This is a genomic window from Candidatus Melainabacteria bacterium RIFOXYA2_FULL_32_9, from assembly GCA_001784615.1.
GTDB lineage: Bacteria > Cyanobacteriota > Vampirovibrionia > Gastranaerophilales > UBA9579 > UBA9579.
Genome location: MFRQ01000151.1, coordinates 1 through 26,501 on the forward strand (window position 1 = coordinate 1; position 26,501 = coordinate 26,501).

A 26,501-nucleotide genomic window follows, 5' to 3' on the forward strand; every position below is an offset into this window, starting at 1 on the left:
AAATAAATTTCTGTTGTCATTGCGAGGAACGAAGTGACGAAGCAATCTTTCCAAAGAGGTTTATTGCTTATAATTGTTATTTAGAAAGATCGCCACGGGCTTTCACCCCTCGCAATGACAAGAGAATAATTGAATAAGTTGTTAACCAATGACAATGCGAAGTATCCTCAAATTACATAAAGAAATTTAATTCCTGAATAGCTAATTTTTATATTTCAAATGTAACAAATTGTTAAAAGTTATAAGAAAAGATGTAAATTATTTAAATCCTTTGTTCTTAATAAGAATGTAATACAACCCCCCAAATCTCCTCCCAAGATTGTCTAGCAGCTACCATACGGTAGCTTTTTTATTTTGTCTATTAATCAGCTGATACAATACTTTCACTACTTTTATCAGATAATATTTCATTATTATCACTGAGGCTTATATTTTTAAAATGTTCATCAGTCCTATTTTCTCCAAAAGGGCCCCTTTTAGAGTCATACTCTTGCTTGTATTTTTTCATTATTTCAACTTGTTCATTTATTTTTATTTTTATTTTATTAACCATAAAAATCTCTTTCCCTGAAATTCTTATACTGATTCAAAATTTTTTGGCAGTAAAAAAGACTGTTTCATTAATTATTAAACTTATATGTCAATAACTTTACTGGACTAATAAAATATAATGCTGAATCAATTTGACATGTATTCCCAAATTGGATAGTTATGTATAATGTATTCAAATTTGGTAAAATTGCTGATAGAGTTTAGTGTTTTAGAGGAGAAATTATGGCTGAAAGTAAAATGTTAGCGTCAATTCCACGTAGCGCTACAGAGGAAATTCATATTCAGATTAATGAGTATAAAGGTAAACAATACCTTGATTTAAGAGTTTATTACACAACTGATGATGGGATTAACTGGAATCCCACTAAAAAAGGCGTAACATTCCCGCCTGATAAATTAGAAGAACTTAAACAGGCAGTAGAAGAAGCGCAAAAAGAGCTCTGCACTGAGGAAGAATAAGTTTTTAAACAACATTGATGAAAGAAAATGCTAATAAATATGTGCAGGTTATTGTAGATATTCCAAGCCTGCACATGCGTACTTTTAGTTACCTCATCCCTGATGAGATAAAAGAAAAAATTCAAATAGGATTACCTGTTCTGGTTCCATTTGGATCACAGGGTGTTGTAAATGCGTACATAGTTGGATTTAGTGATTATTTACCGGAAGGAATTAAAGCTAAATCTGTATACGAAATTCTGGATAATGTGCCTGTTTTTGATCTTGAGTATCTGCAATTTCTAGAATGGGTCTCAAATTATTATTGCTGTGATTTGCCAACAGTAATATCAACAGCAATTCCTGTAAATTTTTTCTCTAAAGCAAAAAGAGTAGCTATTCTTCAAGATATTCAATTTGAACAATCAAAATTAAACAAAAGTCAGCAAACCCTTTATGAAATTCTGGTTAATAATCCTGAAATTACTGTGTCTAGCCTTCAAAAGAAAGCTAAATTACCATCTTCCAAGTTTTATGAAACATTAAGAAAGCTTGTGGCTCTTGATATTATTAAAATTGATAATGTAATAGACATAAAAAACCAGAAACCTAAAATTGAAAATTGGATTGAACTTTTAGAAAAAAATTCTTCCAACAAAAGACATTTTGAAATCCTGGCGATACTGGATTCTCTAAATGGCAAAAGTAAACTAAGCGATTTTTTAAAAATCTCAAAAACAACATATCCAACTGTTAAAAAGCTTCAAGAAGCTGGCAATATTAAGATTATTGAACAGGAAATATACAGAAATCCTCTTGAAATTTTTGAAATTGATGAAACAGAGGATTTTCTTGAATTGAGTTTTGAGCAAAATGAAGCTCTTGAAAGAATATCAAAAGCTATAGAAAAATGCGATTCAGATCCATTGCTATTATATGGAGTAACAGGATCTGGTAAAACTGAAGTATATTTCCACGCAGCTAGAAAAGCTCTTGATGCAGGTAAAAATGTTATATTTTTAGCTCCTGAAATACCTTTAGCTTCACAATTAGCCTACAGAATATCTAAAAGATTTGGTACTGATAAAGTAGGTATCTGGCATAGTAACCTGTCAGAAGGTGAAAGATTTGATATTTGGCAAAGAATTAGAAACAACGAAATCAGGATAATCATTGGGGCAAGGTCTGCCATATTTGCTCCAATCAAAAATATTGGCTTAATCGTTATCGATGAAGAACATGAATCAAGTTATAAACAGACCTCACCCACTCCAAGATATAATGCAAAGGACCTGGCTAAAGAAAGGGCAAAAAGATCAGGGGCAGCTTTTGTATTAGGGAGCGCAACTCCTGATATAGCAACATACTACCAAACTCTAAACAGTAATAGGGTCATGCTTTTACCTGAGAGATTTGGAGCAAAAGATCTTGCAAAAGTAGCAATAATTGACATGAAGCAGGAATATGGCAGAGGAAACAAAGGGGTATTCTCGAGAGCCTTGAGACAAGCTATTGAGAGAAATATCAAAGAAAAAAAACAATCCATACTTTTGATAAACAGAAGAGGCTTTTCCACTTACACATTCTGTGATAGCTGTGGATATACCGCTGAATGCAAGAAATGTTCAATTCCTCTAATTCTTCATAAAACTAATAATAAACTCAGATGTCATTATTGCAGTTTTGAACAGAATATTTTTACAGTCTGTCCTAAATGTAGCAGTAATGCTGTCAGATACTACGGCATGGGAACACAGAAAGTTGAAGAAGAATTCAAAAAAGAATTTCCTGAAGCTAAAGTTGCACGATTGGACAGCGATACTATGGCCAAAAAGAATGCTCACATTGATGTTATTAAAGAGTTTTCCAATGGCAAAATTGATGTTTTAATCGGCACTCAGATGATTGCAAAAGGGCTGGATATTCCAAATGTGACTCTTGTCGGAGTTTTAATGTCTGATTCCTTATTTAACATGCCGGACTTCAGATCAAGCGAAAGAGGCTTTCAATTATTAACTCAGGTAGCAGGAAGAGCCGGCAGAGGTGATTTTAAAGGAACTGTGTATTTTCAGACGTATACTCCCGACTTTTTTGCACTGCAAACTGCAAAAGAACAGGATTATTTAAGCTTTTATTACTCAGAGATACAATCCAGGTATGAATATTCCTATCCACCTTATAGCCAGATAATCAGGCTTATCTTAAGCTCAAAAAATGAAATTCGAGCAAGTAAATTCTCTGATGAACTTGCATACAAGCTAAGTTTATTTACAGATTCCAGAGGAATTCAGGAAAAACTTGAAGTTTTAGGCCCAGCTCCCTGCGTTATTTCTAAAATCAAGAATGAATACAGGTTTCAAATAATAATCAAGAATAGACTGGGAGAAAACGGACACTTTTTAGCTACAAGCTTTATCAGACAGTTTAATGTTCCTGAAGATATTAAATTTCTAATAGACGTTGATCCCTCTGATATGCTATAGATGCTTTACAACGGTATTAGAGCCTATTCAGGAATTAAATTTTCTTATGTCATCACGAGGTGGCTAAGCCACTCTTTTAAGTTATTAATCATAGTCTTATCACCAAGATTAATGAATTTGAAGAAGGTGACTGTGTGATGATCTATTTTGAATGGTAGCTTTTAATTGTAAAATGGATGGATTGCCACAGATTCCTTTGGAATCTTCGCAATGACAGCTGTACAATTTTTGTTTCCTGAATAGCCTTTTAACTTACCTCAACAAGGCACAATCATAATAATAAAAAACCTCCTAAACAGGAGGTTTTTTATTATTATGATTAGTCTGAGTATTTCTAAAATTCCATATTAATCTGTGAGAATTGAACTATCTTGTTTTTGCCTCTCTTTTTAGCGTTATAAAGAGCATGCTCAGCATATCTGACTAATGTTTGCGCAGTCTCATTTACACTTACTAAGAATGGATAACTTGCTATTCCACCACTTATAGTGATAGGATGTCTTTCTTCTTCACCAGCAGGCTTGAATTCCATTTTTTCTATATCTCTTCTGAGTCTTTCAGCAAAGATATAAGCGCTTTCTTCATCTGTATTAGGTAATGCTATAATAAATTCTTCATCACCGTATCTTGTTAAAATATCTTCTTTTCTGGCATGACGTTTTATAATTTCGGTAATTTCCTGTAAAAGAACATCACCCCAGTCATAACCATAAATATCATTTACTACTTTAAAGAAATCTATGTCCAATAATAAGCAGGATACAGGAATATTATAACGTTTTGCTCTTGATAATTCTGCTTCTAACCTTTGATGCAAATAGGTTCTGTTATATAAACCTGTAAGATCATCTGTAGTTGCAACAATTTTTATATCTTCTTTTAACTGTTTTATTTTAAGCAAATTTGCCACACGAACTTTTAGTTCTTCATTAGTCAAAAGAAAATCATGTGCTTCTGTTCTCACAGAAATATCATTTAAAACCTTATCACTAACTATTAACAATGGAGCAGGGATTTTATTTCTGATTAGGATATCTTTAGTAACCTCTTCAGAGTTTTCTAAAACTACCAGATCAGGATCAAGACTTTCTACCTGCTTAATTTCCTGTGGAGCAAGAATTTGAACTGAATAATCTTCAATGCTCTTAAGCTGCTCAGCTATTTCAGATGACCCTTTTTCGTTATAAATAACAATATTTTTCATACGCATATTCCACTCTTATTATTAATCCACTAACAATTTTAACAAAATTTATTAAAAAATCTAATCTCAGTTTTTTAGTTATTTTCTAATGATGAGGTGCGGCTTCAAGAGGAAGTTGCTGAGAGAGAATAACCTCTCTGACTTTTAGGCGATTTATGGCCAGATTGCCTGTAGGAGTGCTTATTTCAAGCGTATTATCATTTATATAATATACTTCACCCATAAACCTTCTTTTTATCAGAAAACCTACTTCAATAATATCTCTTGCCTCTCCAACTGCCAATTCTCGTGAAACTGTTTTCGTGCCTCTTTCTGTCTTAATTTGAATAAGACCACCAAGAACCGTTAAAATCTTTCCTTTAAGTACAGACCCGTCAGGAAGCATTATACTATCTGCCTTTGCTGCCTGTATTCCTATATTAAAAGCCAGGATTAACGATAATAAAGTTAATTTAACCTTTTTCATATTATTCTCCTAATATAATTTTAAGATTTTTTGATAAATTCGGATCAAGTAATTAAAGTATTTTTAAAAATTATGTAAGAATTTTTACTAACTTTAAACAGGAATATTTATGTGATAAAACACAATTATTAAGAATTTTTACTCTATTCTACTTACTAATAATTAAAGTTCTTACCCTTTAGAAATTTATATTGTATGATTTATATTAATCAATTAAAAGGCTTAAGGGAGAACTTAAATTGCCATTTCCCACTCAAAATGATTTAAGCAAAAATTTTATCAACAATAATAACCTTAAAACAAAGCAAAAACAGAGAAAAAAGTTAAAAAGCGGTCAAACCAAAAAATATGGTTTTACCTTATTAGTAATTCTCTTTCTCGGTTTTGCTTTGCATCAAACTTTTTTAAATACATATGACTATTTATTTCTAAGAAAAATAAAAAACGCTTCTATCCAGATTCCTAACGATCCTTCATTTTATAATTCAGCAGAAAAATATTTTGCAAATAATTATTTCTTAGGTACAAAAACTCTTGGAGATGTTTCATTTGAAAAACCTTTAATGAAGAGGATGACTCTTGCTAAAAACATGCCAAGATTAACAAACAGATTAAAATATTTAGCCAAACAATATCCTTCGCTAGAACCAGGCATATTTATTTGGGATTTTTCTACAGGACAATATGTAGATATTAATGCAGATCAAGAATTTCCAACAGCCAGCATAGTTAAAATACCTATTCTGTTGCAGTTATTCAGAAGAGCAGAACTTGGCTTTGCCAACTTAAATGACAGAATGAGTTTAGCAGAATACAATATAACAGGTGGATCAGGATATCTGCAATACAAACCTGTTGGAACTGTTTTCCCTATACATCATCTTGCCCGGTTAATGATACAAGAGAGCGATAATACAGCTACAAATATGATATTATCAACTGTTGGCGGAATTAACGAATTAAATAGAGTCTTGAGATCCTGGGGTTTTAGTAAAACCCATATGTCTGACCTGTTACCGGATCTTTACGGAACAAACGTATCTACCCCAAAAGATATGGGAACGATGCTATTTAATCTTGATAATTCTGATTTCCTTACCCTTAAAAGTAGAGCCGCTATAGTTGACATAATGAGCCACGTTAGAAATAGATTTTTAATACAAGCCGGTCTTCCAGATAATGCACAATTTATCCATAAGTCAGGAGACATAGGCACCATGCTTGGAGATGCAGGTATTGTAATGCTACCAGATGGTAGAAAATATATTATAGTTATTATGGTAAAAAGGCCCTGGAATCTTTATTCAGCTAAAGAATTTATTATCAACGCTTCTAAAATCACTTATAACTCTTATGCACGCTGGGATTACTAATTTATTAAGCTAACAATAAATAAAGGCCAATGTGAAAAAGATTAATATAAAAGTTAAAATAAGCACCAGATTACTTGCTTACTTTTTATTTGTAACAGTTTTACCATTATTCATACTGGCTATTAGTTCTACATTACTTATCAATTCAACTTTAAATAATAAACTTATTCAGGAATTAGACAGCCACAGCGAATATACCTGGGAACTTTACAATAACAGCATAGCAAATTTTAAGGATTCTCTATCTAAAGTCCCCATAGATAAATTAAAGAAAAAATTAAGTAAGTACAATAATACAAACCGAATAGACCAAAATATTAAAAATGAACTAAAAAGCATTCTGGAAAAAGATGATTTTCATTTAGTATTACTCTTTAATCAGGATAAAGAACTAATTTCTTCAAATATAAAAAAGAAATTCCTTTCAGATCCTAAAACTATTACTGAGAAAAATCTGGACTTCAAAAGCCTTCTTATTCCATCTAGGCAAGGTATTTTAATAAGCAATGAAGTTATCAGCATCAAAGATTTAGAAAAATTAGGTATTATACAGAATGAGAATCTACATAATCATCTCAATAATAAACTAGGATTCCTGCTTCAAATAGGAACTATTCGGTTTAACGTTGCAGGTAAAGACTATTATTTATTTATTGGACATGTATTAAATAAAAATTCCGGTTTCTTCAAACAAATAAAGAATATTTATGGTGCAACTGTAATTATTACCCATAATGACAATGTATTATTGTCTAATCTTAATGAAAACGTTTCAAATATATTCACTAATATCTCCTCTCTTGAAGCTAATCTTGGGAATGTCTTTAATAAGCAAATAAATATAAATAACAAAAAATACCGAGCATCAATATATTTTCTAAATAATAGAAATTCAAACAGTGTAGGGAAACTTATTATAGGTATTCCAGAAGAAGATTTTAACAACTTAAAATCAGGAAATAGCACTCTTATATTACATATAACTATATTGGTAGCTCTCGCAGGTATTATATTAGCTTATTTACTAGCAAAAACAATAACCAGGCCTCTATCCATAGTTACAAATGCCGCTAGTGCAATCGAGAATGGTGATTTCTCAAAAAGAGTAGAAATTAAATCGACAGATGAACTTGGTTATCTTGCACAATCTTTTAATAACATGGCTTCATCTCTTCAAAAAAGGAAAGAACTGGAGCAAGTCAGGGATGATTTAGCAGCTACACTAACTCATGATCTCAGAGTACCACTTCTTGCCAGCGTGCAAGCTCTTGAACAATTATTAAAGGGTTCTTATGGAAGTGTGGTAGAAAAACAAGCCTTTATAATTAAACAATTAATATCAAATAATAAAGATCTCCTTACAATGGTGAATACTATACTCGATAGTTATAAATATGAAGCAGGGAAACAAACTTTAATAAAAAGAAAGACCAACTTTAATAAACTAATGGATGAATGTATTTCTGATATCGAGCCTTTAGCCATCGAAAAAAATCACGAAATAACATTTATTCCCCATTATGATAAAATTGAAATTATAGTTGATAAACAAGAAATCAAAAGAGTAATAATCAATTTATTAAGTAATGCTATAACTTATACTCCAGAAAATGGTAAAATTGAGATTATTACTGAATCCATAGACAAAGATTTAATAATAAGCGTAAAAGATAATGGTATAGGAATTCCTGAATCATCTCTTAAAGACTTATTTCAGAGATATTCGAAGGGATCAAAAACTTTAAAGAAGATTGGTACAGGACTAGGATTGTACCTTTCAAAACATATAATTGAAGCTCATAATGGTAAAATATGGGTGAATAGTATACAAGATCAGGGTAGCACTTTTTATTTCAGCATTCCCCTTTTAAATGAGCAAGGATCAAATATTAATGAGTAAAGAAATTAAATTAATTATTGTTGAAGATCATGCCTTAACCAGAATAGGTCTTAAAACAGCTTTAGAAGAAAGCCATAGAATACAAGTTATTGCTGAAGCTGAATACGGGGAAGTTGGAGTTAAATTAGCACAAGATTTTGAACCCGATATTGTAATTATGGATCTGGGCTTGCCCAATATGAATGGAATTGATGCAACACGAGCTATTAAAGACTATAATAGTGATATAAAAATCTTAATATTAACTTCTCATGATAGCGAAAACGAAGTTATGGAAGCACTAAAAGCAAATGCTGACGCTTACTGCATGAAAGATGTTAATCCTGCAAGGTTAATATCAATAATTGAAGGAATAGTTGAAGGTGGAGTATGGCTTGATCCTGCTATTGCTAAAACAGTCCTTAATAAAATAACTTCATATGATAAAATGCCTAATCAGGACAAATTTCAAGAAAAAAAATCGGATTCTTCTCCACTAACAGAACGAGAAATAGAGATATTACAATTATTGGCTGATGGATTAAACAATATTGATATTGCCGGCCAATTATCTGTTAGTCAGCATACGGTAAAGGCTCATATCTGCAATATTCTGCAAAAATTGTCTGTTGATGACAGAACTCAGGCTGTTGTAAGAGCTATGAGGCAAGGCTGGATAAAGTAATACATAGCAAATATACTTTTAACATTTGAATTGCTAATTAATTTTAGCCAAAATTCTCAAAAAGCAACCCCCTGTCATTGCGAAGATTCCGAAGGAATCTGTGGCAATCTATCCATTTTACATTTAAAAGCTAGTATTCATAATTGGCAAGATCCTCACGTCGCTTCGCTCCTCAGGATGACAGTGTATATTAAGGACAGCGAAAAAAATACTTATGGATTTTGATGAAAAATCCAATAAATATTTTTGTAGCCTGCTTCCTGCGCGAAGCGGGAGCTGTGCAAGCTCATTCCTGTAACCAGCAAATAAACGAGCAATAAAAAATGCGTAAGTATTTTTTATTGCGTCCTTATTGGAAGGATTGATGACTTGGAAAAGTGACTGTGTCACTCAGGATGACAGCTCGGGAATTACACATATTATTTGTCGAGCTATACAATAACAAATAGACTTTTAACTAGCTATATACTTTTCCCATTTATTAAAAAGTTCTTTTGACTGCTTTGTTAGCTCAAATCTAATGTAATTTTTGGGTCGCCCAGGGTTTTTTCGTAACCTCAATCCGGATTCTTCAAGAGTTTTATCTGCTTTTAAAGAATTACACCTTGCACAAGCAGCTACTACATTTTCCCAAGTACTTTTACCACCTTTTGATTTTGGAATTATATGATCTATAGTCAAAGATGAGGAGACTTTTCCACAATATTGACAAGTATAATTATCCCTATGCATAATGTTTTTCCTGTTAAAAGGTAGTTCCTTATAAGGAACTACCACATAATAACGAAGCCTAATAACTGAAGGAACGTAAATATTTTCACTAATCAAGGACTCATAAGCCTCAACTTTTTCTGCTTTACCCTTCAACAACAGGACCAAAGCCCGCCGCCAACTACAGAGATTTAGCGGTTCGTATGAGGCATTCAGCAATAAAACCTTATTCACCTTTATATCCTCTCTACTTTGGTACGTTAATTATAATGTAAAATATTGTATATAACTAGCTCCGTCTTATTAACTCCTGTTATCCTATAATACTACTTACTCTCAACTAACTACTACAATTGTATTATTCCCCATATTTTATATTTTTAACCTTTTTGAGTATAATATTGTAACAAGTATTAAGCACCGTATTTACCTTTTGGTGTTTTTATATTTTGCTTATATTATACTTTTTTGGCTTATTAAAGTCTATTTCTATGCTAAATTTGAGTATTAATTTCTTTGTGTTATTATCTACATGAATTTCAAGTACATTTGTTAGCTAAATTATCAAGTAAAATAAAAAGGAGAAAAACCAAACTATGTCCGTAGCTTCAATGATAGAACTTTTAGAGGCTGGTGTGCACTTCGGTCACCAAACCCGTCGCTGGAATCCAAAAATGAAAAAATATATTTATGGAGAAAGAAATGGTATTTATATTATCGATCTCCAACAAACCAGCCAATTGTTAGATGAAGCATATGCCCTCGTTAGAGATTATGCAGCTAAAGGCAAAAACATCGTATTTGTTGGTACAAAAAAACAAGCAAGCGAGATCGTGGAAGAAGAAGCCAAAAGAGCTGATGCATATTATATTAATAGACGTTGGTTAGGTGGAACTTTAACAAACTTTGAAACAATTAGATCTAGAATTAATAAACTTAGAGAATTAGAAGAATTCAAAGAAAGTGGACACTTCGAACGCTTACCTAAAAAAGAAGTATCTGCTATGACAAGACAACTTACTAAACTCAGTAAGTCTCTTGGTGGCATCAAAACTATGAGAGGAATGCCTGATCTAATCTTCATAGTTGATCAGAAAAAAGAACTTATAGCTATTCAAGAAGCTAATAAAATTGGTATTCCAATTGTTGGAATCGTAGATACCAATTGCGATCCAGATGCAATTAGCTATGTAATTCCTGGAAATGACGATGCTATCAGATCTATTAAATTAATCACCGGCAAAATGGCTGATGCAATTATAGAAGGTCATCAAATAAGAGAAAATGCAGGAAGAGAAGCTGTTCCTGAAAAAACAGAAGAAATCAAACCTGAACATGCAGGTGTTTCTGCTGAAGAGCTTAAAGATCATGCTGAAGAAATTCGTGAGCAATCAGAACAAACTCCAGCAGAAGTTCAAGAAGAAGGCAATCAAGAAGTATAGTTGATGACTAGAGGCAGTACGCAGTACTTGGAGGATAAATAATGTCAGTTAGCGCAGAACAAGTAAAAGAATTAAGAGATAAAACTGGTGCCGGTTTTATGGATGCTAAAAAAGCACTAGTAGAAAATAACGGCAATATGGAAAAAGCTGCAGAATATCTTAGACAAAAAGGTATAGCTTCTGCAGAAAAGAAAATGAGCCGTATTGCAGCTGAAGGGCTTATTGGCTCTTACGTTCATAATGGTAAAATTGGTGTTTTAGTTGAAGTTAACTGCGAAACAGATTTCGTTGCTAAAAATGATGAATTTCAGCAATTGGTTAAAGATATTTGTCTGCAAATTGCCAGCTCATCTCCTGAATATGTTTCAAGAGATGAAATTCCTCAACATACCATCGAGGAAGAAAAAAGAATTGAATCAGGTAAAGCTGATCTTATCGGCAAGCCAGCTGAAATCATAGAAAAAATCGTTAACGGCAGAGTTGACAAATTAATGGCTGAAAGAGTTCTTCTCGAACAAACTTTCGTTAAAGATCCAAGCATGACCATAGAAGAGCTAATTAAATCCAAAATTGCTAAAATTGGCGAAAAAATCTCTATTAGAAGATTTACCAGATACGTTCTTGGAGAAGGTCTTGAAAAAAGAAAAGAAGACTTCGCGCAAGAAGTTATGGGACAAATGAAAAACGCTTAAGTCGTAATATTATAAAAAAGAGAGAGAAGTAATCTTCTCTCTCTTTTTTATTAAATGTAAGCTGATGGTAAACCCTACAATTGACTGTTAATATTCTATACAATTACAATTGTATATTAGAACAAGTAATGAGTCATCACGGGCAAATAAATATTGATTTTTAATATTATATGCTTAAAGATTGCTTCACAAGATCGATTTTAGAAAATATCCTTGCTGCAAGGTTCGCAATGACTCTCAATTATTTCAGTCACAACTTGACCATCACCAAAATTTTCTCATTTTGTAGTTACTCCAGATAAAACGATAAAGAGGTAAATATGCAAGAGCATCTAATAATTATTGGAGGTGTTGCAGCGGGACCTAAAGCTGCTGCAAAAGCCAGAAAAGAAAACCCGGATCTTAAAATCACCATATATACTGATGGATATCATATTTCTTATTCTTCCTGTTCTTTACCATACTATATTGAAGGACTTATTAATAATCCAGGAGAGTTATTAGTTAGATCTCCTGAAACATTCAAAACGAAATATAATGTTAATGTCCGTATCAGACATAGAGTTGTTAGAATCTCTCCTGAATCAAAAAAAGTTGAAATTGAAAATCTTGAAACAGGCGAGAAATTTGAGGATGAATATACAAAGCTGCTTATTGCAACAGGAGCACGTGCTTTTATCCCTGATATAGAAGGGATTCATCTTAACAATGTTTTCACTTTAAGGTCTTATATTGATGCTTTAAAAATAAAAGAGCAAATGTCTAAAGCTAAAAAAGCTGTCATTGTTGGTGCTGGATATATCGGGCTTGAAATGGTTGAAGCACTCTATAATTCAGGTTTGGATGTTACCATAGTAGAACTGGCCTGCCAAATTTTACCTATTCTTGATTCTGATACAGCAACTCAAATTCAAAAATATTTGTTTGAAGAAAAAAATATAAAAATGGTTACCTGTAATAAGTTAAAACGTTTAATTGGAGATGAAAACGATAATATTAAACAGGTTGAAACAGATCAAGGAGAGGTTATTGATGCAGACATAGTCATACTATCTATAGGAGTAAGACCAAATATCGATCTAGCTGCTTCAGCAGGGATTGAAATTGGAGAAACAGGCGCCATAAAAGTAAACGATAGAATGCAAACGAGTATTCCTGATATTTATGCAGCAGGCGACTGTGCGGAGCAAACACACCTAATAACAGGAAAACCTGTATGGGTTCCACTAGGATCTACTGCAAATAAACAAGGTAGGGTTGCAGCAATAAATATAACCGGAGGAGAAGCAGGATTTAAAGGAGTTCTAGCCTCTCACGTTTCTAAAATATTTGATTACACCAATGCAGGAAGCGGTTTATCTGAAAAAGAAGCTAAAAAGCATGGTTATGATTATGAAACAGTAATTATAACCCACAGAGATAAGTCCGGACACTATCCAGGAGTTGAAAATATTACAATAAAATTAATAGCAGATAAATCAACAAGAAAATTACTTGGTGGTCAAGTAATAGGTAAAGGAGATGCAGATAAAAGAGCTAATATCATAGCTACTGCCCTAACAGCCGGCATGACTATCGACGATATTTCCGATATTGATATAACCTATTCTCCCCCGTATTCTCCTGTTATAGATCCTGTTATTGTAGCCGCTGAAGCCTTACAGGATAAATTAAAGTAACAAATAATCCTAATACAAATAAATAGAGCTTTTTATGAGGAGACCTATATGTCAGTCAGTTTAACGACATATTAAGCTGCAAAATAAATAAGCTCTATTTATAGCTTTGAGATTGGCTACATATATTTATAATAAAGGAGTGCCGCTAGCATTTATGGGTTCTATTGGAAGAGCAGAATCTCGCCATTCTTCATAACCACCATTAATAGCATATGCAGTAAAACCTTGTTTTCTGAAGAAGTCAGCTATTCTCTTACTTTCATTTTCCTTGCCTTTAGAAGTATAAATCAGATATTCTTTATCTTTTGGAAGTCTCATATATACTTCATGTGCAATTGTTTCAGGTAAATGAATTGCACCCATAATCTGATCACTATCTTCGGTATAAATTTCCTCAGATCTTGCATCAATTATATAAACATCATCTCCTGAGGTTATTTTCCTTACAGCTTCTTCTTTCGATATTAAATCTTCAGGCATGTCTAACCCCCTTATCATGCAACTATTTTAAAGAATTATTTATATAAAAATTAACATTTTTTCATAAGTGATTAATCACCTGTATGGATATAAGATTAATTAGTAATGTTATATATAGATCAACAAATAATATGCTACAATCTCCCAAACTGCCATCCTGAGGTGTCAGAGGCACTTTTTCAAGTCGTCAATCCTTCAGATAATACACACTGTCATCCTGAGGAGCGCAGCGACGTGAGGATCTTGCTTATGCACAACTTTAATGTGATTTTAAGGTTTAAATAGTGTATTGTATAGATTGCCACGGGCTAAAGCCCTCGCAATGACAGGAAGTACCTTTAACATATTAGGGACAGCGAAAACAATATAAAAAGTCTGAGCAATATCTCAGACTTTTTATTGTAATTATTCCTTAATTTATATTCTTTCTTCTCCTAGAAATGGTAATTTACAGGAAACTGCAGCAATTACTCTGTTTATGTCAGGACTACCTAATACAATTTCTAAAACCGTATTAGGGTTAATAATTACCATTTCAGTATATTCTGATGTTTCTTCATCAATAACCTGAAATTCTATAAAATCATGTCCAACATATTTTATCTTGCCGTATTCTCCAGAACTTCCCCATCGCATAAAAACTATCTGCTTTTCAAGCGATTTTAGCTTCTGCATTAAATACATATATCTCTTCTTCCTTGACTAAAATCTTAAAAAAGTACCTCTAATAATATTATGCCAAATTCTTACTGTTAAGTTAAATTCATAAGATAATTTTAATAATTTAAGTTAACAATTCAAATTCACTAACTAGTGTGAAATAATGCTTTTTATAAATTACTTATAAAATTTAAAATAATATAAACAGGAAGAAATTATGGAAGATAAATTAAATAAAGCTTTAGAACATTTTAATAAAGAAGAATATAATTCAGCAGTAAGTGAATTTATATCATTAATTGACGAAGATCCTGATAATCCCTACTTATATAATAACCTTGGAACAGTGTATTACAAGCTTGGTATGTTCGATAAAGCAATTGAATCTTACGAAAAAGCTATCAAAGTTAATCCAGATATACAAGGGATTTATCAGAATTTAGCAGATGTTTATTTATCTAAAGATGATACCCAAAGTGCTTTCATTGAGCTTGAGCACGCTATTATGATTAATCCTGATAATCCTGGACCAAGATATCATTATGCCAGCGTATTAATGCAGGATTTTCGGTTTGATTCTGCAGTAGATGAACTCGAAAAAGTCATAGAAAAAGCTCCAAATAATACTGACGCACATTATGATCTTGCAACAGCATATTTCCAAATCGGCAATTATACTAATGCAATAATTGAATATAAAAAAGTCCAGGAATTTATACCTGAGAATGCTGATCTTGACTATCATTTAGCTATAGCCTATGAGGCAAATAATCAAATAGATGAAGCTATTACAGAGTTTTCTAAAGCAGTCAAGCTAAATCCGGCTCACTTTCTTTCTTATAGGCAACTCGGTATATTATATGCCGCAAAGCAGGAATTTTCTGAAGCTGTGGAAAATTTTGAAAAGTACCTAAATCTCATTTCAGATCCTGAAGAAAAGGAAAAAATAGAAGCAATAATAAAAAGAATAAAGGCTTCAATGTAGAAACAAACACTATTTTAGAACTAAATTATGCTTTTTTCACTATAATTAGCAACTTTAGAGATAATTGGCCTGTATTTTCCATTATTACCAGGTAATATCTTTTCAGGATACTCAAATTTTACATTTATATCCATAGTATTAAGCATTTCATGCATTAATTCTCTTATGGTTTTCTCATTTTTCTCATTTAAATCACTTTCTGCCTCAATACTGATTATAAAGTCAGAAATATTCTCCTGAATAAGCTGGAATCTTCTTATGCCGTTTGTGGCATCAGTAAGATACCAGCCAAAAGTAATACCTGATACAATCTTTCCTGTAGGAGAAAGAATATTATCACTAGCTCTTCCGACTTTAAGCTCCATAACCGGATAAGGTAGACCACAATCACACTGCTTTAATGCTGGAATAGCTGTATCTCCAATTTCATATCTCAATAATGGCATGCCATATATATAAAGTGGTGTACATATTATTTTTTTAATATCGGAATTGCTATCAATATCTGCAAATTCAATCAGTACTTCATCAATATTTATGTGCATATTACCTTTTTTACATTCGTGAGCTATGCAAGGCACTTCTGAAGCTCCATATTGATCATACACAGGAGCGTTAAATGCCTGCGACATGATTTTTCTATCTTTAAGCACCTCGGCAGTTGAATAAACTCCTTCTATTCCCTCAATCTTTATATTATTTTCAAGTAGAAATTGTGAAAATTCAGCCAATAAGCTTGAATAGCCATATACCTGTTTAGGCTTAAAGCTCTTTATTTGATCAACCCATTTGTACATATTAGTTTTTGTACAATTTTTCGTATCAATTAACAGACGTCTCTTAATCCAAAGACCGATTTTTCCTTTAAGTTTGCTTATCTCTGTTATATGCCTTGTATCAGATACAAACCAAACTGATTTATCATAAAAGTTCCAACCACACCAGGCATTAGACCTGTATCTTAGTGAAAAACCAAATTCCTGATCTTCTACACTTCTTGCCAGTTGTAGAGGAATACCTGTTGACCCACTTGTTGAATCACTACATATCTTATTTTTAGGTAATCTAGGATCAATTAGCTTATCAAAATTTTCTCTTATATCTTGCTTTTTTAACTCAGGAATTAAGCTTGAATACATAGCAAGACTGTTAATATCTGACGGAATAATATTTAATTGATTAAATAAGTTTGTATAGTAAGGAATATTCCTGTAACAATGATCAATTATAGATTTTAATCTGCTCCATTGAATATCTTCTAACTCTTTAAGAGTTAAAAAGTCTCTTTTCTCCAGTTCATAATAGTGCTTATATCTATTAAGCCCTTTTGAACTAAAATAAGCCGGTATTATAAAATTACCAAATAAAAAATCCTGCATTTTAACCATACTGCTTTACCAACTCCTAAAATAAGTACACTAAAAATTTTTAAAAACTTATAACTAATTATTTTGTCTTTAAATAGCCGCTTAGTTATACTTAATAGCAATTAAATTAAGAGCACGTGTAATTAAACATATCCAAAAGTTAGAAACATCAACAATTACTGACAAAACTACTATTAAAAAAATCTCTGGTACCGCCTTTGTTAAAATTATCTACAACTTTTGATATTGTTGCCCTATATTTTCCATTGCTACCAGGTAATATTTCATCAAGGTATTCAAATCTTATATTTACCTGTGTAGTACCAAGTAATCCATATAATAATGTCCTCAAACTGCTCTCATTAGCCTCTCTAACCTCCTCACTTGAAACAAGTTTAACTACAAAATCAGAAAGATCTTGCTGGATAATTTGATATTGCTTAATATCTTGCGTTATATGCGTAATATGCCAGCCTAAATTACAAGTGGCTACAAGTTTTCCAATTGGTGAAAGAAAATTATCTGCTAACCTTCCTACTTTAAGCTCCATCACGGGATAAGGTAAACCACAGTCACACTTTTTAAGACTAGGAATAGCACAATCACCAAGATTATATCTTAATAAGGGCATGCCATATATATAAAGCGGAGTACATACTATCTTTTTAAGTTCAGGGCAACCTTTTGTATCAACAAATTCAAGGAGAATTTCATCAATATTTATATGCATATTACCCCTTTTACACTCATGAGCAATACAGGGAACTTCTGAAGACCCATATTGATCATATACAGGCGCATTAAATGCTTTGGACATGGTTTCTCTGGCAATTAAAGGTTCAGCAGTGGAAAAGACCCCTTCTATTCCTTCTATACTTATGTTATTTTTAACTAAAAATTCAGAGAATTCTGTTAATAAGGTGGAATAGCCATATACATATCTTGGTTTAAAAATTTTTATCTGCTCAATCCACTTATACATATTTTCATTTGTGTAATTCTTGGTATCAAGCAGCAATCTCCTTTTAAACCATAAGCCTAAACGACGCTTAGGATTGTCCAGTTCACCCAAACGTTTTAAATCAGAAACAATCCATAATGACTTATTCCAGGTCTCCCAGCCGCACCAGGCATTAGATCTATATCTTAAAGCAAAACCACGTTCCTGGTCTTCTGTACTCTTATAAATTTTTAGAGGAATACCTGTTGATCCACCGGTTGCAGAATAACATATTTTGCTCTTAGACAGCCTTGGATCAATAAGTCGGCTAAAATCATCTCTTATATTTTGCTTTCTCAATTCCGGTATTTTGGAATAATCCTTTAAATCCTTTATATCTTCAGGATGTATATCCAATTCATTAAATAAATTCCTATAATATGGAATATTTGTATAACAATGATCAAGTAATTTCTTTAATCCTTTAGTTTGAATATCTATTAACTCTTCAAACGTCAATAGATCTCTTTTTCTCAGCTCCTGATAATATTTCAATCTATTTTGTTTTTTATATTTATAAAACCAAGACATTATAAAGTTTTTAAACAGGAAATCTTGCATAATTTCCTTCCTTTATATAATAAATAGTTGTAATAATATTCTATAGATGTTTCTTATCAATTTTCTATACCTTTAGTGATTAAAAAGATAGCATAATTTTTAAGTAAGATTAAGATTCATAAAATATCCAATTTACCTAGTTTTATAGCCCAAAAGACTATCAGTAATTTAGGTTTAAACTTTAATAATTTTATACATTACTTCAATTAAACTCTTTTAAATATCAGTTAAAATAAAAAATCGTATAAAATTATTAAAGGAGAAATTAATAATGCCTAAAGCTGAAGTTAAGATCTACACCACAGATTATTGCCCATACTGTAAAAAAGCTAAAAGTCTACTTGCTTCTAAAGGACTAAAATACGAAGAGATCGATATAACTAATGATCCTGACACCAGATCAAAGCTGGTTCAAATGACAGGAAGGAATACTGTTCCTCAAATTTTTATTAACAGCAAACACATTGGAGGATACACTGATCTGGAGAGAGATAATATGTCAGGACACCTGGATTTATTGTTAAATGAACAAGAAAGTGAGAGTTGAGTACTAAACTAGATAACAATCTGGCAAATTTATTATTAAATGCTGTTTTACTTATTTCGAACAGCTTAGATATTTCATTCCCAAATCCGGATAAAAGATATAAAGCTTCTATTAGCTATGTTTATAAAGTTTTAACAGTAATTTATCTTGAAAAAACCCGTGCTTTGCCTGATAAATTTATCAAGCAAATAAACTATACGAACTCAGTCAACGATATTTCCCTTTTTAACAATATCCTGGACTTTCAGTTAAATTATTTAGGCCTAAAAAATCGATTATTCACCAACTTTGACAACAAAATAAAAGGAGAATACTTTTTAGATTTAATTAAGATATTAAAAAGTCTAATACATATAGACAGCATTAATATAGATTCTTTTGGCTATTTATACGAATACCTTCAGCAATATCAACTAATTAATAACGGATCACAATATTCTGATGCTGTTCAGTTAAAATTGAACTTGTCCAGACAAGACTATAAATATATAATCGTTCAATCAAATATTGATAAGAAAAAACAGGGAAGCTTTTTCACTCCCCCTGAGTTAATTGACAGGCTAATAAATTCAAGTCTCACTCCAAAGCTTGAAAAAATAACCTCTTTAAATGACTTATTAAAGTTTAAAGTACTAGATCCGGCCTGTGGCGGGGGTAATATACTTTTACAGGTATTTTATAATTTATATGATAAAGCTTTAGAAGGTCTTAATCAAAGCATTCATCCTGAAGATTTAAAAAGATTAATCCTGAAAAACTGTATTTTCGGGATTGATATAGATGATTTTGCCTGTAATGTAACAAAATTAATCCTTTTCTTAGCTAGTGAACGATTAGACCATTTTGACAACATAATTAGCGGGAATTTTTTAATTGATAATCTTGAAAATTATCCCCATAATTTAGACTCAAGCAAACTATTCTTAAATAATAAATCCAAATTTTCCTTAATAATTGGAAATCCACCTTATTTAAACATTCAAAACCTTACAGAAACAGAGAAAAAACATTATGTCAGCAACTACATATCAGCATTTAGAAGATTTGATGCTTACTTGTTGTTTATTGAAAAATCGCTTCAAACTTTACTCCTGGAGGAGGGGATTTTAGCTTTTATTATTCCTGATAAGTTTTTAACCCAGAGCTACGCTAAAAAATCCAGAGAGCTAATTTTGAAAAATCATAGCATCAAAGAAATTATCAACTTCGATAATCAAAATTTATTCAAGAATGCCACTGTTCTGCCAATAATTATCATAATTAACTGTGGTAAGCAAGATATCGGCAATATCAAAGTCACTCAGATCTCTTCAAATAAAGAAAAAACCAGTCTTATTAATCAAGAATCCTATTTAAATATGCATAATTTCACATTTAGAATTGGCTGGAATATTCATAAACAAGAAATTATTGAACAAATTCAGTCTAAAAGCTTTCCATTGTACAAATTATGCTACGTCAGCTGGGGCGCTCAACCTGGAAATGCCAAGAAATTTATTTTTAGTAATCCTAATTTCATTCCTGAATCGTATAAAAATCACTTAAAACCCCTTATAAGAGGTGGTAATATCAATAGATACAATATTTCATACATTGGTGATTATTTATTATACTTAACTGATGGAGAATTAAAACTCCACAGACCTGCTTTTCCAGAACTTTTTGAATCAGAAAAAATTGTAATAGCTGAAGTCACAGCTACAAAAGGAATTATAGCCAGTCTGGATAAGGAAAAATTCTATACAAACCATTCAATAATCAATTGTATACACAAAAAAAATCTTCTTGAAATAACTCCGGATATTTTAAGTTCAAGAGGAATAAAAATATCAGATGAGCTTGATAATGATAATTCCTACAAATGGCAGGAAGATAAAAATGCCTATACAAGAGGAGGATACGTATACAAAAATTCAAGATTTAACTATATCAACATTAATTACGCTTTAAGCATAATTAATTCCAATCTTATAAACTTTTACTTTAAGAATTTATTATCGGGAGATTTGAATGTTTTTCCGGAACTCGCCAGATTCTTACCTGTATATGATGTTGGTTTAATCTCAGACCAGAATAATGACAATGAAATTTATCAAGAAATTCTTGATAATAATGATTTTGAAAGAATGGAATCTATTTTAGAAAACCTTATTAATACAAAAGATTATTCCTCTATACATAGCTTATTCTCACTGATAACAGAAAAATTAATATCACTAAAAGCCAATCTAAATATTTCTACTTTTGCTACTCTGGATAATATCCTTAATAACGCTGTGTATCAGCTATATGAGTTTACCCCTGAGCAAATTGATTACATAAAAAATAATGTATAACTACTGGATTGATTAATTATGCAAAGGTTTCAAGGCTACTTTCGTAGGACATTAAATATGGATAAAGGACAAGAACTGATGAAAGTATGGTTATTGTGAGGTACTTCGCACTGTAATTAGTTAATAATCCTTCCAATAGTACCTCTACCATTATGATATGACACAGTCACTTTTTTATGTCATCAATTCTCTCAATAATACGCAATGTCATCGCGAGGTTTCTTTTAGAAACCGTGGCGATCTTTCCAATTCTAAATAATAGCTTTTAATTGTTAAATAGACAGATTGCGAAGATTCCGAAGGAATCTTCGCAATGACAACTGTACGTTTTTTATTTCCTGGATAGACTCTCAGCCATCTCGGAATGACGATTTCACCTTATAAGTCGATATTTGTCTATTACCAACTAATGTAATGTGAACTTATATTGACACGTTAGCAGCAAATTGAAGGCGAAAATAGCTATAATTTGATTGCAAAATACCTATTTACTTGCAAAAAAAAACCACCGGTCAAGGTGGATAAGTCTACAACAGAGGAAGGAGTGGAGGATAAAAATGAGGCTATATACAAAGGATATATGCCCTGAAATTTCTATTCTAAACCCAAAATTTCGGATTTTCGAAAAATGTTAACAAATTTTTACCATACGCTTTACCCTTAACTAGCCAATGTATGGCTTTAATTTGCGATTAAATGGTTTAAACTTTTCAATATTAAGCAAGTTTAAATGAGCAAATTATGATAAACAGTGTATTCTTAACTGACTTATACCAGCTAACAATGATGGCTGGATATTTCCAAAACAAAATGGACGAAATAGCTACTTTTGAGGTATTTACGAGAAAATACCCACCTAATCGCTGCTATTTTATAGCAGCAGGATTAGAACAAATCCTGGATTATGTTCAGAATATAAAGTTTACTGATGATGAAATTGAATACCTAAGAAAAAATAAAATTTTTAGCCATATTAAAGATGATTTTTTTGAGTATTTAAAGAATTTCAAGTTCACAGGTGATATTTGGGCGATGCCAGAAGGTACTGTATTTTTCCCAAACGAGCCTGTTATTAGAGTTACTGCACCGATAATTCAGGCACAGCTTCTTGAAACCTATATATTATCAGTATTTAACTTTCAAAGTATGATAGCAACTAAAGCATCAATAGTGACTTATGAGGCTCAAGATCGCAAAGTGATTGAGTTTGGATCAAGAAGAGCTCACGGACCTGAAGCCGCAGCTTTAGCAGGCAGAGCTGCCTATATTGGAGGATGCATTGGTACATCAAATGCATATGCCGGTTATAAATTTGGAATTCCTGCTTATGGTACGATAGCTCATTCATGGGTTCTGGCTTTTGATAAAGAGCGAGAATCTTTTGAAAAATACTTTCAAGCTTTCCCCGAATCAACAATCCTGCTGGTTGATACATATGATACAGTAGAAGGAGTTAAAAAAGCTGTTAAAATATCTCCGAAAATACGAGGAGTACGCTTAGACAGCGGAGATTTATATGAATTAAGCGTAGAATCAAGAAAAATTCTTGATGATGCAGGTTTAAAAGATGCAATAATTATTGCAAGCGGGGATTTAGATGAGTATAAAGTAAAGAAATTAATAGATAAAGACGCTCCAATAGATGTATTTGGAGTAGGAACAACTCTTGCAACATCATCAGATGCACCTTTCTTTAATGGGATTTACAAGCTGGTTGAAATTGAGAAAGATAATAAATTAATACAAAAAGCTAAATTTAGCGAGAATAAAGCTACTTATCCAGGTAAAAAACTGGTTTGGCGTTTTCTTGATGAGAATAATAAGCTGATTAACGATATTGTTGCAGATATAGAAGAAGATTATTCTGATAATGCTACACAATTACTGGTTCATACAGTCAAAGATGGAAAACAATTAACCCCAAACCCATCAATGACAAAAATTCAGGAATATTGTTTAAGTAATTTAACCCAGCTTGATAAAAAATCTCTTGGAGTTAACTGTAATCCGGTTACAAAGGTAGAAATAAGCCAGAAATTAAAGGATAAATTTAATCAAGTATTAAAGGAGCATCAAAGTGAGTAAATCTGATACTATTTTTGTAGATATAGATACGCAGAATGATTTTCTTGATAATAAAGGCAGCCTATATATTCTACAGTCTGAAAATATAAGGATCAACTTAGCTAAACTAATAAATTTTGCGGTAAAAAATGATATTACCCTAATTTCAACTATGGATTCTCATAGTGAAAACGACCCTGAATTTAGAGAATTTAGTCCACATTGTATCCCTGGAACCTGGGGGTGGCAAAAAATTCCAGAAACCACTTATGATAATTATCAAATTATTGAACCTCAAGAAATTAACCATTTAGAATTGAAAACTAATAAATTTATTATAAAAAAGCCTCAAATTAGCGCTTTTAGCAATCCCAACACTATGAAACTGATAAAAGCTTTAAATAAGAGAAATTTCGTAGTCTTTGGGGTAGCAACTGACTACTGTGTAAAACAATTTACATTAGGATTACTCAAAGAAAATTTTTTAGTACAATTAGTTGAAGACGCCATAGCAGGAATTAATGATTTAAGTACAGAATATGCTATCGTACAAATGGTAAATCATGGCGCAAAACTGGTAAAAACTGAAGAGATAATTAGTAAATTGGAAGAAAAATGAGAATAGCTTTAGCCCAAATAAATACAAAAGTTGGAGACCTGACAGATAACGTAAATAAAATAATCAGCTATATTGATAAAGCTAAAAATTCCGGTGCTGAACTTGTAATATTTTCAGAATTAACTATTACAGGCTATCCTCCTCGTGATTTACTGGATTTTGAAAGCTTTGTACAGGATAACCTTGCACAACTTGAAAAAATAAAACCTTTCACTAACGATATAGGTGTGATTTGCGGCTATGTCGATGTAAATCCTGCGCCATTTGGAAGAAAATACTACAACGCAGCTGCATTGATTTATAAAGGTGAAATTATATCCAGGCATTATAAGAGTTTATTGCCTTTTTATGATGTTTTTGATGAAACCAGATACTTTGAGCCCGGTAAAGAAATTAATTCTGTTGAATTTTTAGGCAAAAAGCTTGGAATTTCTATATGTGAAGACATATGGAATGATAAAGATTATTGGCAAAGACCTTTATATGGTTTTAATCCTGTAGAAAAATTAGCATCGCAGGGTATAGATATTATTATTAATCTGTCTGCATCTCCATACTGGCTTAATAAAGAAAAAGACCGCTTTAAAATACTCCAAAATATCGCTACAAGACATAAAGTTCCCCTGATTTACGTTAATCAAGTTGGCGGTAATGATGATTTACTGTTTGATGGAGTCAGCTATGTCATCGACCAAATGGGAGAACTTAAAGCCAGAGGAACTGATTTTAAAGAAGATCTGATTATTTATGACACAGAAACTAATTCAGGCGAGATAAAACCAATATCTGATACCGAAGAAGAAAGTCTTTTAAAAGCTCTGGTGACAGGATTAAAAGATTATTGTCATAAAAGCGGATTTCAAAAAGTTGTATTAGGACTATCAGGCGGAATCGATTCTGCTGTCACTGCTGCAATTGCCAGCCTTGCGCTAGGACCTGAGAATGTACTCGGTATAACAATGCCAAGTATGTATTCCAGCGAGGGAAGCGTAGAAGATTCTAAACAACTTGCTGAAAATCTGGGAATAAACTATTTAAATATCCCAATTGCCGATATGTTCTATTCATACATAAATAATGTCCAGAAAGACCAGGGAATTTTGATGGATCTGGCTGAAGAGAATCTTCAGGCAAGAATCAGGGCTAATATTTTAATGTTATATTCAAACAGATACGGCTCCCTGCTTATCAGTACCGGCAACAAATCAGAACTATCAGTTGGATATTGCACATTATATGGGGATATGGCAGGTGGCTTGGCTGTATTATCTGATGTCCCAAAAGTTATGGTATATAGACTCGCTCATCATATAAATTCGGAAAAGGAAATAATTCCAGATGCTGTTATCACAAAAGCCCCATCCGCTGAACTAAGGCCTGATCAAAAAGACCAGGATACACTGCCTCCATACGAAATTTTGGATGATATTTTAAAAGAGTTTGTAGAAGAAAATAAATCAGCCGATGAAATAGCTGAAAAATATCATAAATCCATTGTTAATGACGTAATACGAAGAGTAAACAATAATGAATATAAAAGAAGACAAGCTTCTTTAGGTTTAAAAGTTACAACAAAAGCATTTGGAAGTGGCAGAAGAATTCCAATTGTTCAAGGGTATAAATTCGGTATTGAATAAAAAAAGGGGATAAATATGGCTAATTCTCATAAAAATCCTGCTGTTACAGTTGATATAGTAGTCTTTACTATATCTGATGAAGACTTAAAAGTGTTATTAATTGAAAGAAAGTCATCTCCATTTGAAAATAAATGGGCAATACCGGGAGGATTCGTTGATTACAATGAAGACATACTTACTGCCGCTAAAAGAGAACTGGAAGAAGAAACCGGAGTCCAGGATATTTACCTGAAGCAATTGCATGCCTTTGGCGAACCAGGCAGAGATCCAAGGGGCAGAGTAATAAGCATTGCCCATTTCGCTCTTGTTAATTCAGTAAATATCAAAATTAAAGCTCAAAGCGATGCTAAAGATGTAAAATGGTTTAATATGAGTGATTTACCTGATCTTGCTTTCGACCATAACTTAATTCTTGATTGTGCACTTGAAACATTACGAAAAAAACTTGAAAATACACCAATTGCAAGCGAGCTTTTGCCTGAACAATTTACCATCAGTCAATTGCACAAATTATATGAAATAATTCTAGGTATTAACATTGATGTTGGTCGATTTAAGTGTGAAATTTTAAGGATGGATTTTATAGAAAAAACCGGCCCTTCAACATATAGCTTCAAAAAAGATATTAAATTCTCAAGCAG

At 32.1% G+C, this 26,501-nt stretch carries 23 protein-coding genes; 15 read left to right on the forward strand and 8 right to left on the reverse strand.

The features are described 5' to 3' along the window. Window positions 1-361: 361 nt before the first annotated feature. The gene (locus A2255_10095) at window positions 362-553 is read right to left on the reverse strand and encodes a hypothetical protein (protein ID OGI17337.1); all 192 of its coding nucleotides are present in this window, start codon (window positions 551-553) and stop codon (window positions 362-364) included. Window positions 554-789: 236 nt separating this feature from the next. Here A2255_10095 and A2255_10100 point away from each other — a divergent pair, with 236 nt between their 5' ends. Further along, window positions 790-1,011 (forward strand): hypothetical protein, encoded by a 222-nt coding sequence (locus A2255_10100; GenBank protein ID OGI17359.1) that lies wholly within the window; start codon window positions 790-792, stop codon window positions 1,009-1,011. A gap of 17 nt (window positions 1,012-1,028) precedes the next feature. Continuing rightward, the gene (locus A2255_10105) at window positions 1,029-3,473 is read left to right on the forward strand and encodes a primosomal protein N' (protein OGI17338.1); all 2,445 of its coding nucleotides are present in this window, start codon (window positions 1,029-1,031) and stop codon (window positions 3,471-3,473) included. Between the two features lie 334 nt (window positions 3,474-3,807). Here A2255_10105 and A2255_10110 read toward each other — a convergent pair whose 3' ends face one another. Next, window positions 3,808-4,677, reverse strand: coding sequence for a hypothetical protein (locus tag A2255_10110; GenBank protein OGI17339.1), 870 nt, complete (start codon window positions 4,675-4,677; stop codon window positions 3,808-3,810). Window positions 4,678-4,762: 85 nt separating this feature from the next. Next, the gene (locus A2255_10115; GenBank protein ID OGI17340.1) at window positions 4,763-5,143 is read right to left on the reverse strand and encodes a hypothetical protein; all 381 of its coding nucleotides are present in this window, start codon (window positions 5,141-5,143) and stop codon (window positions 4,763-4,765) included. A 239-nt stretch (window positions 5,144-5,382) separates the two neighbouring features. Here A2255_10115 and A2255_10120 point away from each other — a divergent pair, with 239 nt between their 5' ends. From A2255_10120 to A2255_10130, 3 genes are read left to right on the forward strand one after another with little or no spacing between them, the layout of a single operon-like run. Next, the gene (locus A2255_10120) at window positions 5,383-6,516 is read left to right on the forward strand and encodes a hypothetical protein (GenBank protein OGI17341.1); all 1,134 of its coding nucleotides are present in this window, start codon (window positions 5,383-5,385) and stop codon (window positions 6,514-6,516) included. A gap of 31 nt (window positions 6,517-6,547) precedes the next feature. Further along, window positions 6,548-8,416 carry a hypothetical protein gene (locus A2255_10125; protein ID OGI17342.1) on the forward strand — a complete coding sequence of 623 codons (1,869 nt, stop codon included), beginning with the start codon at window positions 6,548-6,550 and terminating at the stop codon, window positions 8,414-8,416. Then, window positions 8,409-9,080 (forward strand): hypothetical protein, encoded by a 672-nt coding sequence (locus tag A2255_10130; GenBank protein OGI17343.1) that lies wholly within the window; start codon window positions 8,409-8,411, stop codon window positions 9,078-9,080. Before A2255_10125 ends, A2255_10130 begins: the two co-directional genes overlap by 8 nt. Before the next feature lie 453 nt (window positions 9,081-9,533). On the opposite strand, the gene A2255_10135 is transcribed toward A2255_10130, so the two are convergent. Next, the gene (locus A2255_10135; GenBank protein ID OGI17344.1) at window positions 9,534-10,025 is read right to left on the reverse strand and encodes an HNH endonuclease; all 492 of its coding nucleotides are present in this window, start codon (window positions 10,023-10,025) and stop codon (window positions 9,534-9,536) included. Window positions 10,026-10,387: 362 nt separating this feature from the next. On the opposite strand from A2255_10135, the gene A2255_10140 reads away from it, so the two are divergent. The 3 genes from A2255_10140 to A2255_10150 all read left to right on the forward strand — a co-directional run bounded on the left by A2255_10140 (window position 10,388) and on the right by A2255_10150 (window position 13,604). After that, window positions 10,388-11,233 (forward strand): 30S ribosomal protein S2, encoded by an 846-nt coding sequence (locus A2255_10140; GenBank protein OGI17345.1) that lies wholly within the window; start codon window positions 10,388-10,390, stop codon window positions 11,231-11,233. Window positions 11,234-11,274: 41 nt separating this feature from the next. Then, entirely contained in the window at window positions 11,275-11,925 is a 651-nt protein-coding gene (gene tsf, locus A2255_10145; GenBank protein OGI17346.1) for an elongation factor Ts, read from the forward strand. Window positions 11,926-12,245: 320 nt separating this feature from the next. After that, window positions 12,246-13,604 carry a hypothetical protein gene (locus A2255_10150; protein OGI17347.1) on the forward strand — a complete coding sequence of 453 codons (1,359 nt, stop codon included), beginning with the start codon at window positions 12,246-12,248 and terminating at the stop codon, window positions 13,602-13,604. 126 nt (window positions 13,605-13,730) lie between these two features. On the opposite strand, the gene A2255_10155 is transcribed toward A2255_10150, so the two are convergent. Together A2255_10155 and A2255_10160 are read right to left on the reverse strand one after the other, a co-directional pair. Then, window positions 13,731-14,084, reverse strand: a complete 354-nt coding sequence (locus tag A2255_10155) for a hypothetical protein (GenBank protein ID OGI17348.1) — start codon at window positions 14,082-14,084, stop codon at window positions 13,731-13,733. 417 nt (window positions 14,085-14,501) lie between these two features. Continuing rightward, the gene (locus tag A2255_10160; protein ID OGI17349.1) at window positions 14,502-14,768 is read right to left on the reverse strand and encodes a hypothetical protein; all 267 of its coding nucleotides are present in this window, start codon (window positions 14,766-14,768) and stop codon (window positions 14,502-14,504) included. A 193-nt stretch (window positions 14,769-14,961) separates the two neighbouring features. On the opposite strand from A2255_10160, the gene A2255_10165 reads away from it, so the two are divergent. Beyond that, window positions 14,962-15,729: a hypothetical protein gene (locus A2255_10165; GenBank protein ID OGI17350.1), complete on the forward strand. Its 768-nt coding sequence runs from the start codon at window positions 14,962-14,964 to the stop codon at window positions 15,727-15,729. A gap of 20 nt (window positions 15,730-15,749) precedes the next feature. On the opposite strand, the gene A2255_10170 is transcribed toward A2255_10165, so the two are convergent. After that, window positions 15,750-17,117 (reverse strand): hypothetical protein, encoded by a 1,368-nt coding sequence (locus A2255_10170; protein ID OGI17351.1) that lies wholly within the window; start codon window positions 17,115-17,117, stop codon window positions 15,750-15,752. 148 nt (window positions 17,118-17,265) lie between these two features. Then, window positions 17,266-18,657: a hypothetical protein gene (locus A2255_10175; protein ID OGI17352.1), complete on the reverse strand. Its 1,392-nt coding sequence runs from the start codon at window positions 18,655-18,657 to the stop codon at window positions 17,266-17,268. 271 nt (window positions 18,658-18,928) lie between these two features. Here A2255_10175 and A2255_10180 point away from each other — a divergent pair, with 271 nt between their 5' ends. The 6 genes from A2255_10180 to A2255_10205 form a co-directional block, all read left to right on the forward strand. Further along, a complete protein-coding gene (locus tag A2255_10180) occupies window positions 18,929-19,204 on the forward strand; it encodes a glutaredoxin 3 (protein OGI17353.1) in 276 nt (91 codons plus the stop codon). Next, complete coding sequence (locus A2255_10185; protein OGI17354.1) at window positions 19,201-21,540, forward strand: hypothetical protein; 2,340 nt, start codon at window positions 19,201-19,203, stop codon at window positions 21,538-21,540. The genes A2255_10180 and A2255_10185 overlap by 4 nt, the downstream gene beginning before the upstream one ends. Before the next feature lie 741 nt (window positions 21,541-22,281). Further along, a complete protein-coding gene (locus A2255_10190) occupies window positions 22,282-23,625 on the forward strand; it encodes a nicotinate phosphoribosyltransferase (protein ID OGI17355.1) in 1,344 nt (447 codons plus the stop codon). After that, window positions 23,618-24,223 (forward strand): hypothetical protein, encoded by a 606-nt coding sequence (locus A2255_10195; protein OGI17356.1) that lies wholly within the window; start codon window positions 23,618-23,620, stop codon window positions 24,221-24,223. The genes A2255_10190 and A2255_10195 overlap by 8 nt, the downstream gene beginning before the upstream one ends. After that, window positions 24,220-25,860, forward strand: a complete 1,641-nt coding sequence (locus A2255_10200; GenBank protein OGI17357.1) for an NAD+ synthase — start codon at window positions 24,220-24,222, stop codon at window positions 25,858-25,860. Before A2255_10195 ends, A2255_10200 begins: the two co-directional genes overlap by 4 nt. Window positions 25,861-25,875: 15 nt before the next feature. Next, window positions 25,876-26,501, forward strand: a 626-nt coding sequence (locus A2255_10205) for an NUDIX hydrolase (GenBank protein OGI17358.1), incomplete at its 3' end; no start/stop codon positions are given.

Excerpts from the sequence above, each read along its gene's own strand:
- A2255_10180 (OGI17353.1), top strand. The coding sequence starts at position 18,929 with ATGCCTAAAGCTGAAGTTAAGATCTACACCACAGATTATTGCCCATAC.
- A2255_10155 (OGI17348.1), bottom strand. The coding sequence starts at position 14,084 with ATGCCTGAAGATTTAATATCGAAAGAAGAAGCTGTAAGGAAAATAACC.
- A2255_10105 (OGI17338.1), top strand. The coding sequence starts at position 1,029 with ATGAAAGAAAATGCTAATAAATATGTGCAGGTTATTGTAGATATTCCA.
- A2255_10190 (OGI17355.1), top strand. The coding sequence starts at position 22,282 with ATGATAAACAGTGTATTCTTAACTGACTTATACCAGCTAACAATGATG.
- A2255_10175 (OGI17352.1), bottom strand. The coding sequence starts at position 18,657 with ATGCAAGATTTCCTGTTTAAAAACTTTATAATGTCTTGGTTTTATAAA.
- A2255_10115 (OGI17340.1), bottom strand. The coding sequence starts at position 5,143 with ATGAAAAAGGTTAAATTAACTTTATTATCGTTAATCCTGGCTTTTAAT.
- A2255_10130 (OGI17343.1), top strand. The coding sequence starts at position 8,409 with ATGAGTAAAGAAATTAAATTAATTATTGTTGAAGATCATGCCTTAACC.
- A2255_10165 (OGI17350.1), top strand. The coding sequence starts at position 14,962 with ATGGAAGATAAATTAAATAAAGCTTTAGAACATTTTAATAAAGAAGAA.
- A2255_10100 (OGI17359.1), top strand. The coding sequence starts at position 790 with ATGTTAGCGTCAATTCCACGTAGCGCTACAGAGGAAATTCATATTCAG.
- A2255_10150 (OGI17347.1), top strand. The coding sequence starts at position 12,246 with ATGCAAGAGCATCTAATAATTATTGGAGGTGTTGCAGCGGGACCTAAA.
- A2255_10110 (OGI17339.1), bottom strand. The coding sequence starts at position 4,677 with ATGAAAAATATTGTTATTTATAACGAAAAAGGGTCATCTGAAATAGCT.
- A2255_10160 (OGI17349.1), bottom strand. The coding sequence starts at position 14,768 with ATGTATTTAATGCAGAAGCTAAAATCGCTTGAAAAGCAGATAGTTTTT.
- A2255_10095 (OGI17337.1), bottom strand. The coding sequence starts at position 553 with ATGGTTAATAAAATAAAAATAAAAATAAATGAACAAGTTGAAATAATG.
- A2255_10140 (OGI17345.1), top strand. The coding sequence starts at position 10,388 with ATGTCCGTAGCTTCAATGATAGAACTTTTAGAGGCTGGTGTGCACTTC.
- A2255_10170 (OGI17351.1), bottom strand. The coding sequence starts at position 17,117 with ATGGTTAAAATGCAGGATTTTTTATTTGGTAATTTTATAATACCGGCT.
- tsf (OGI17346.1), top strand. The coding sequence starts at position 11,275 with ATGTCAGTTAGCGCAGAACAAGTAAAAGAATTAAGAGATAAAACTGGT.
- A2255_10200 (OGI17357.1), top strand. The coding sequence starts at position 24,220 with ATGAGAATAGCTTTAGCCCAAATAAATACAAAAGTTGGAGACCTGACA.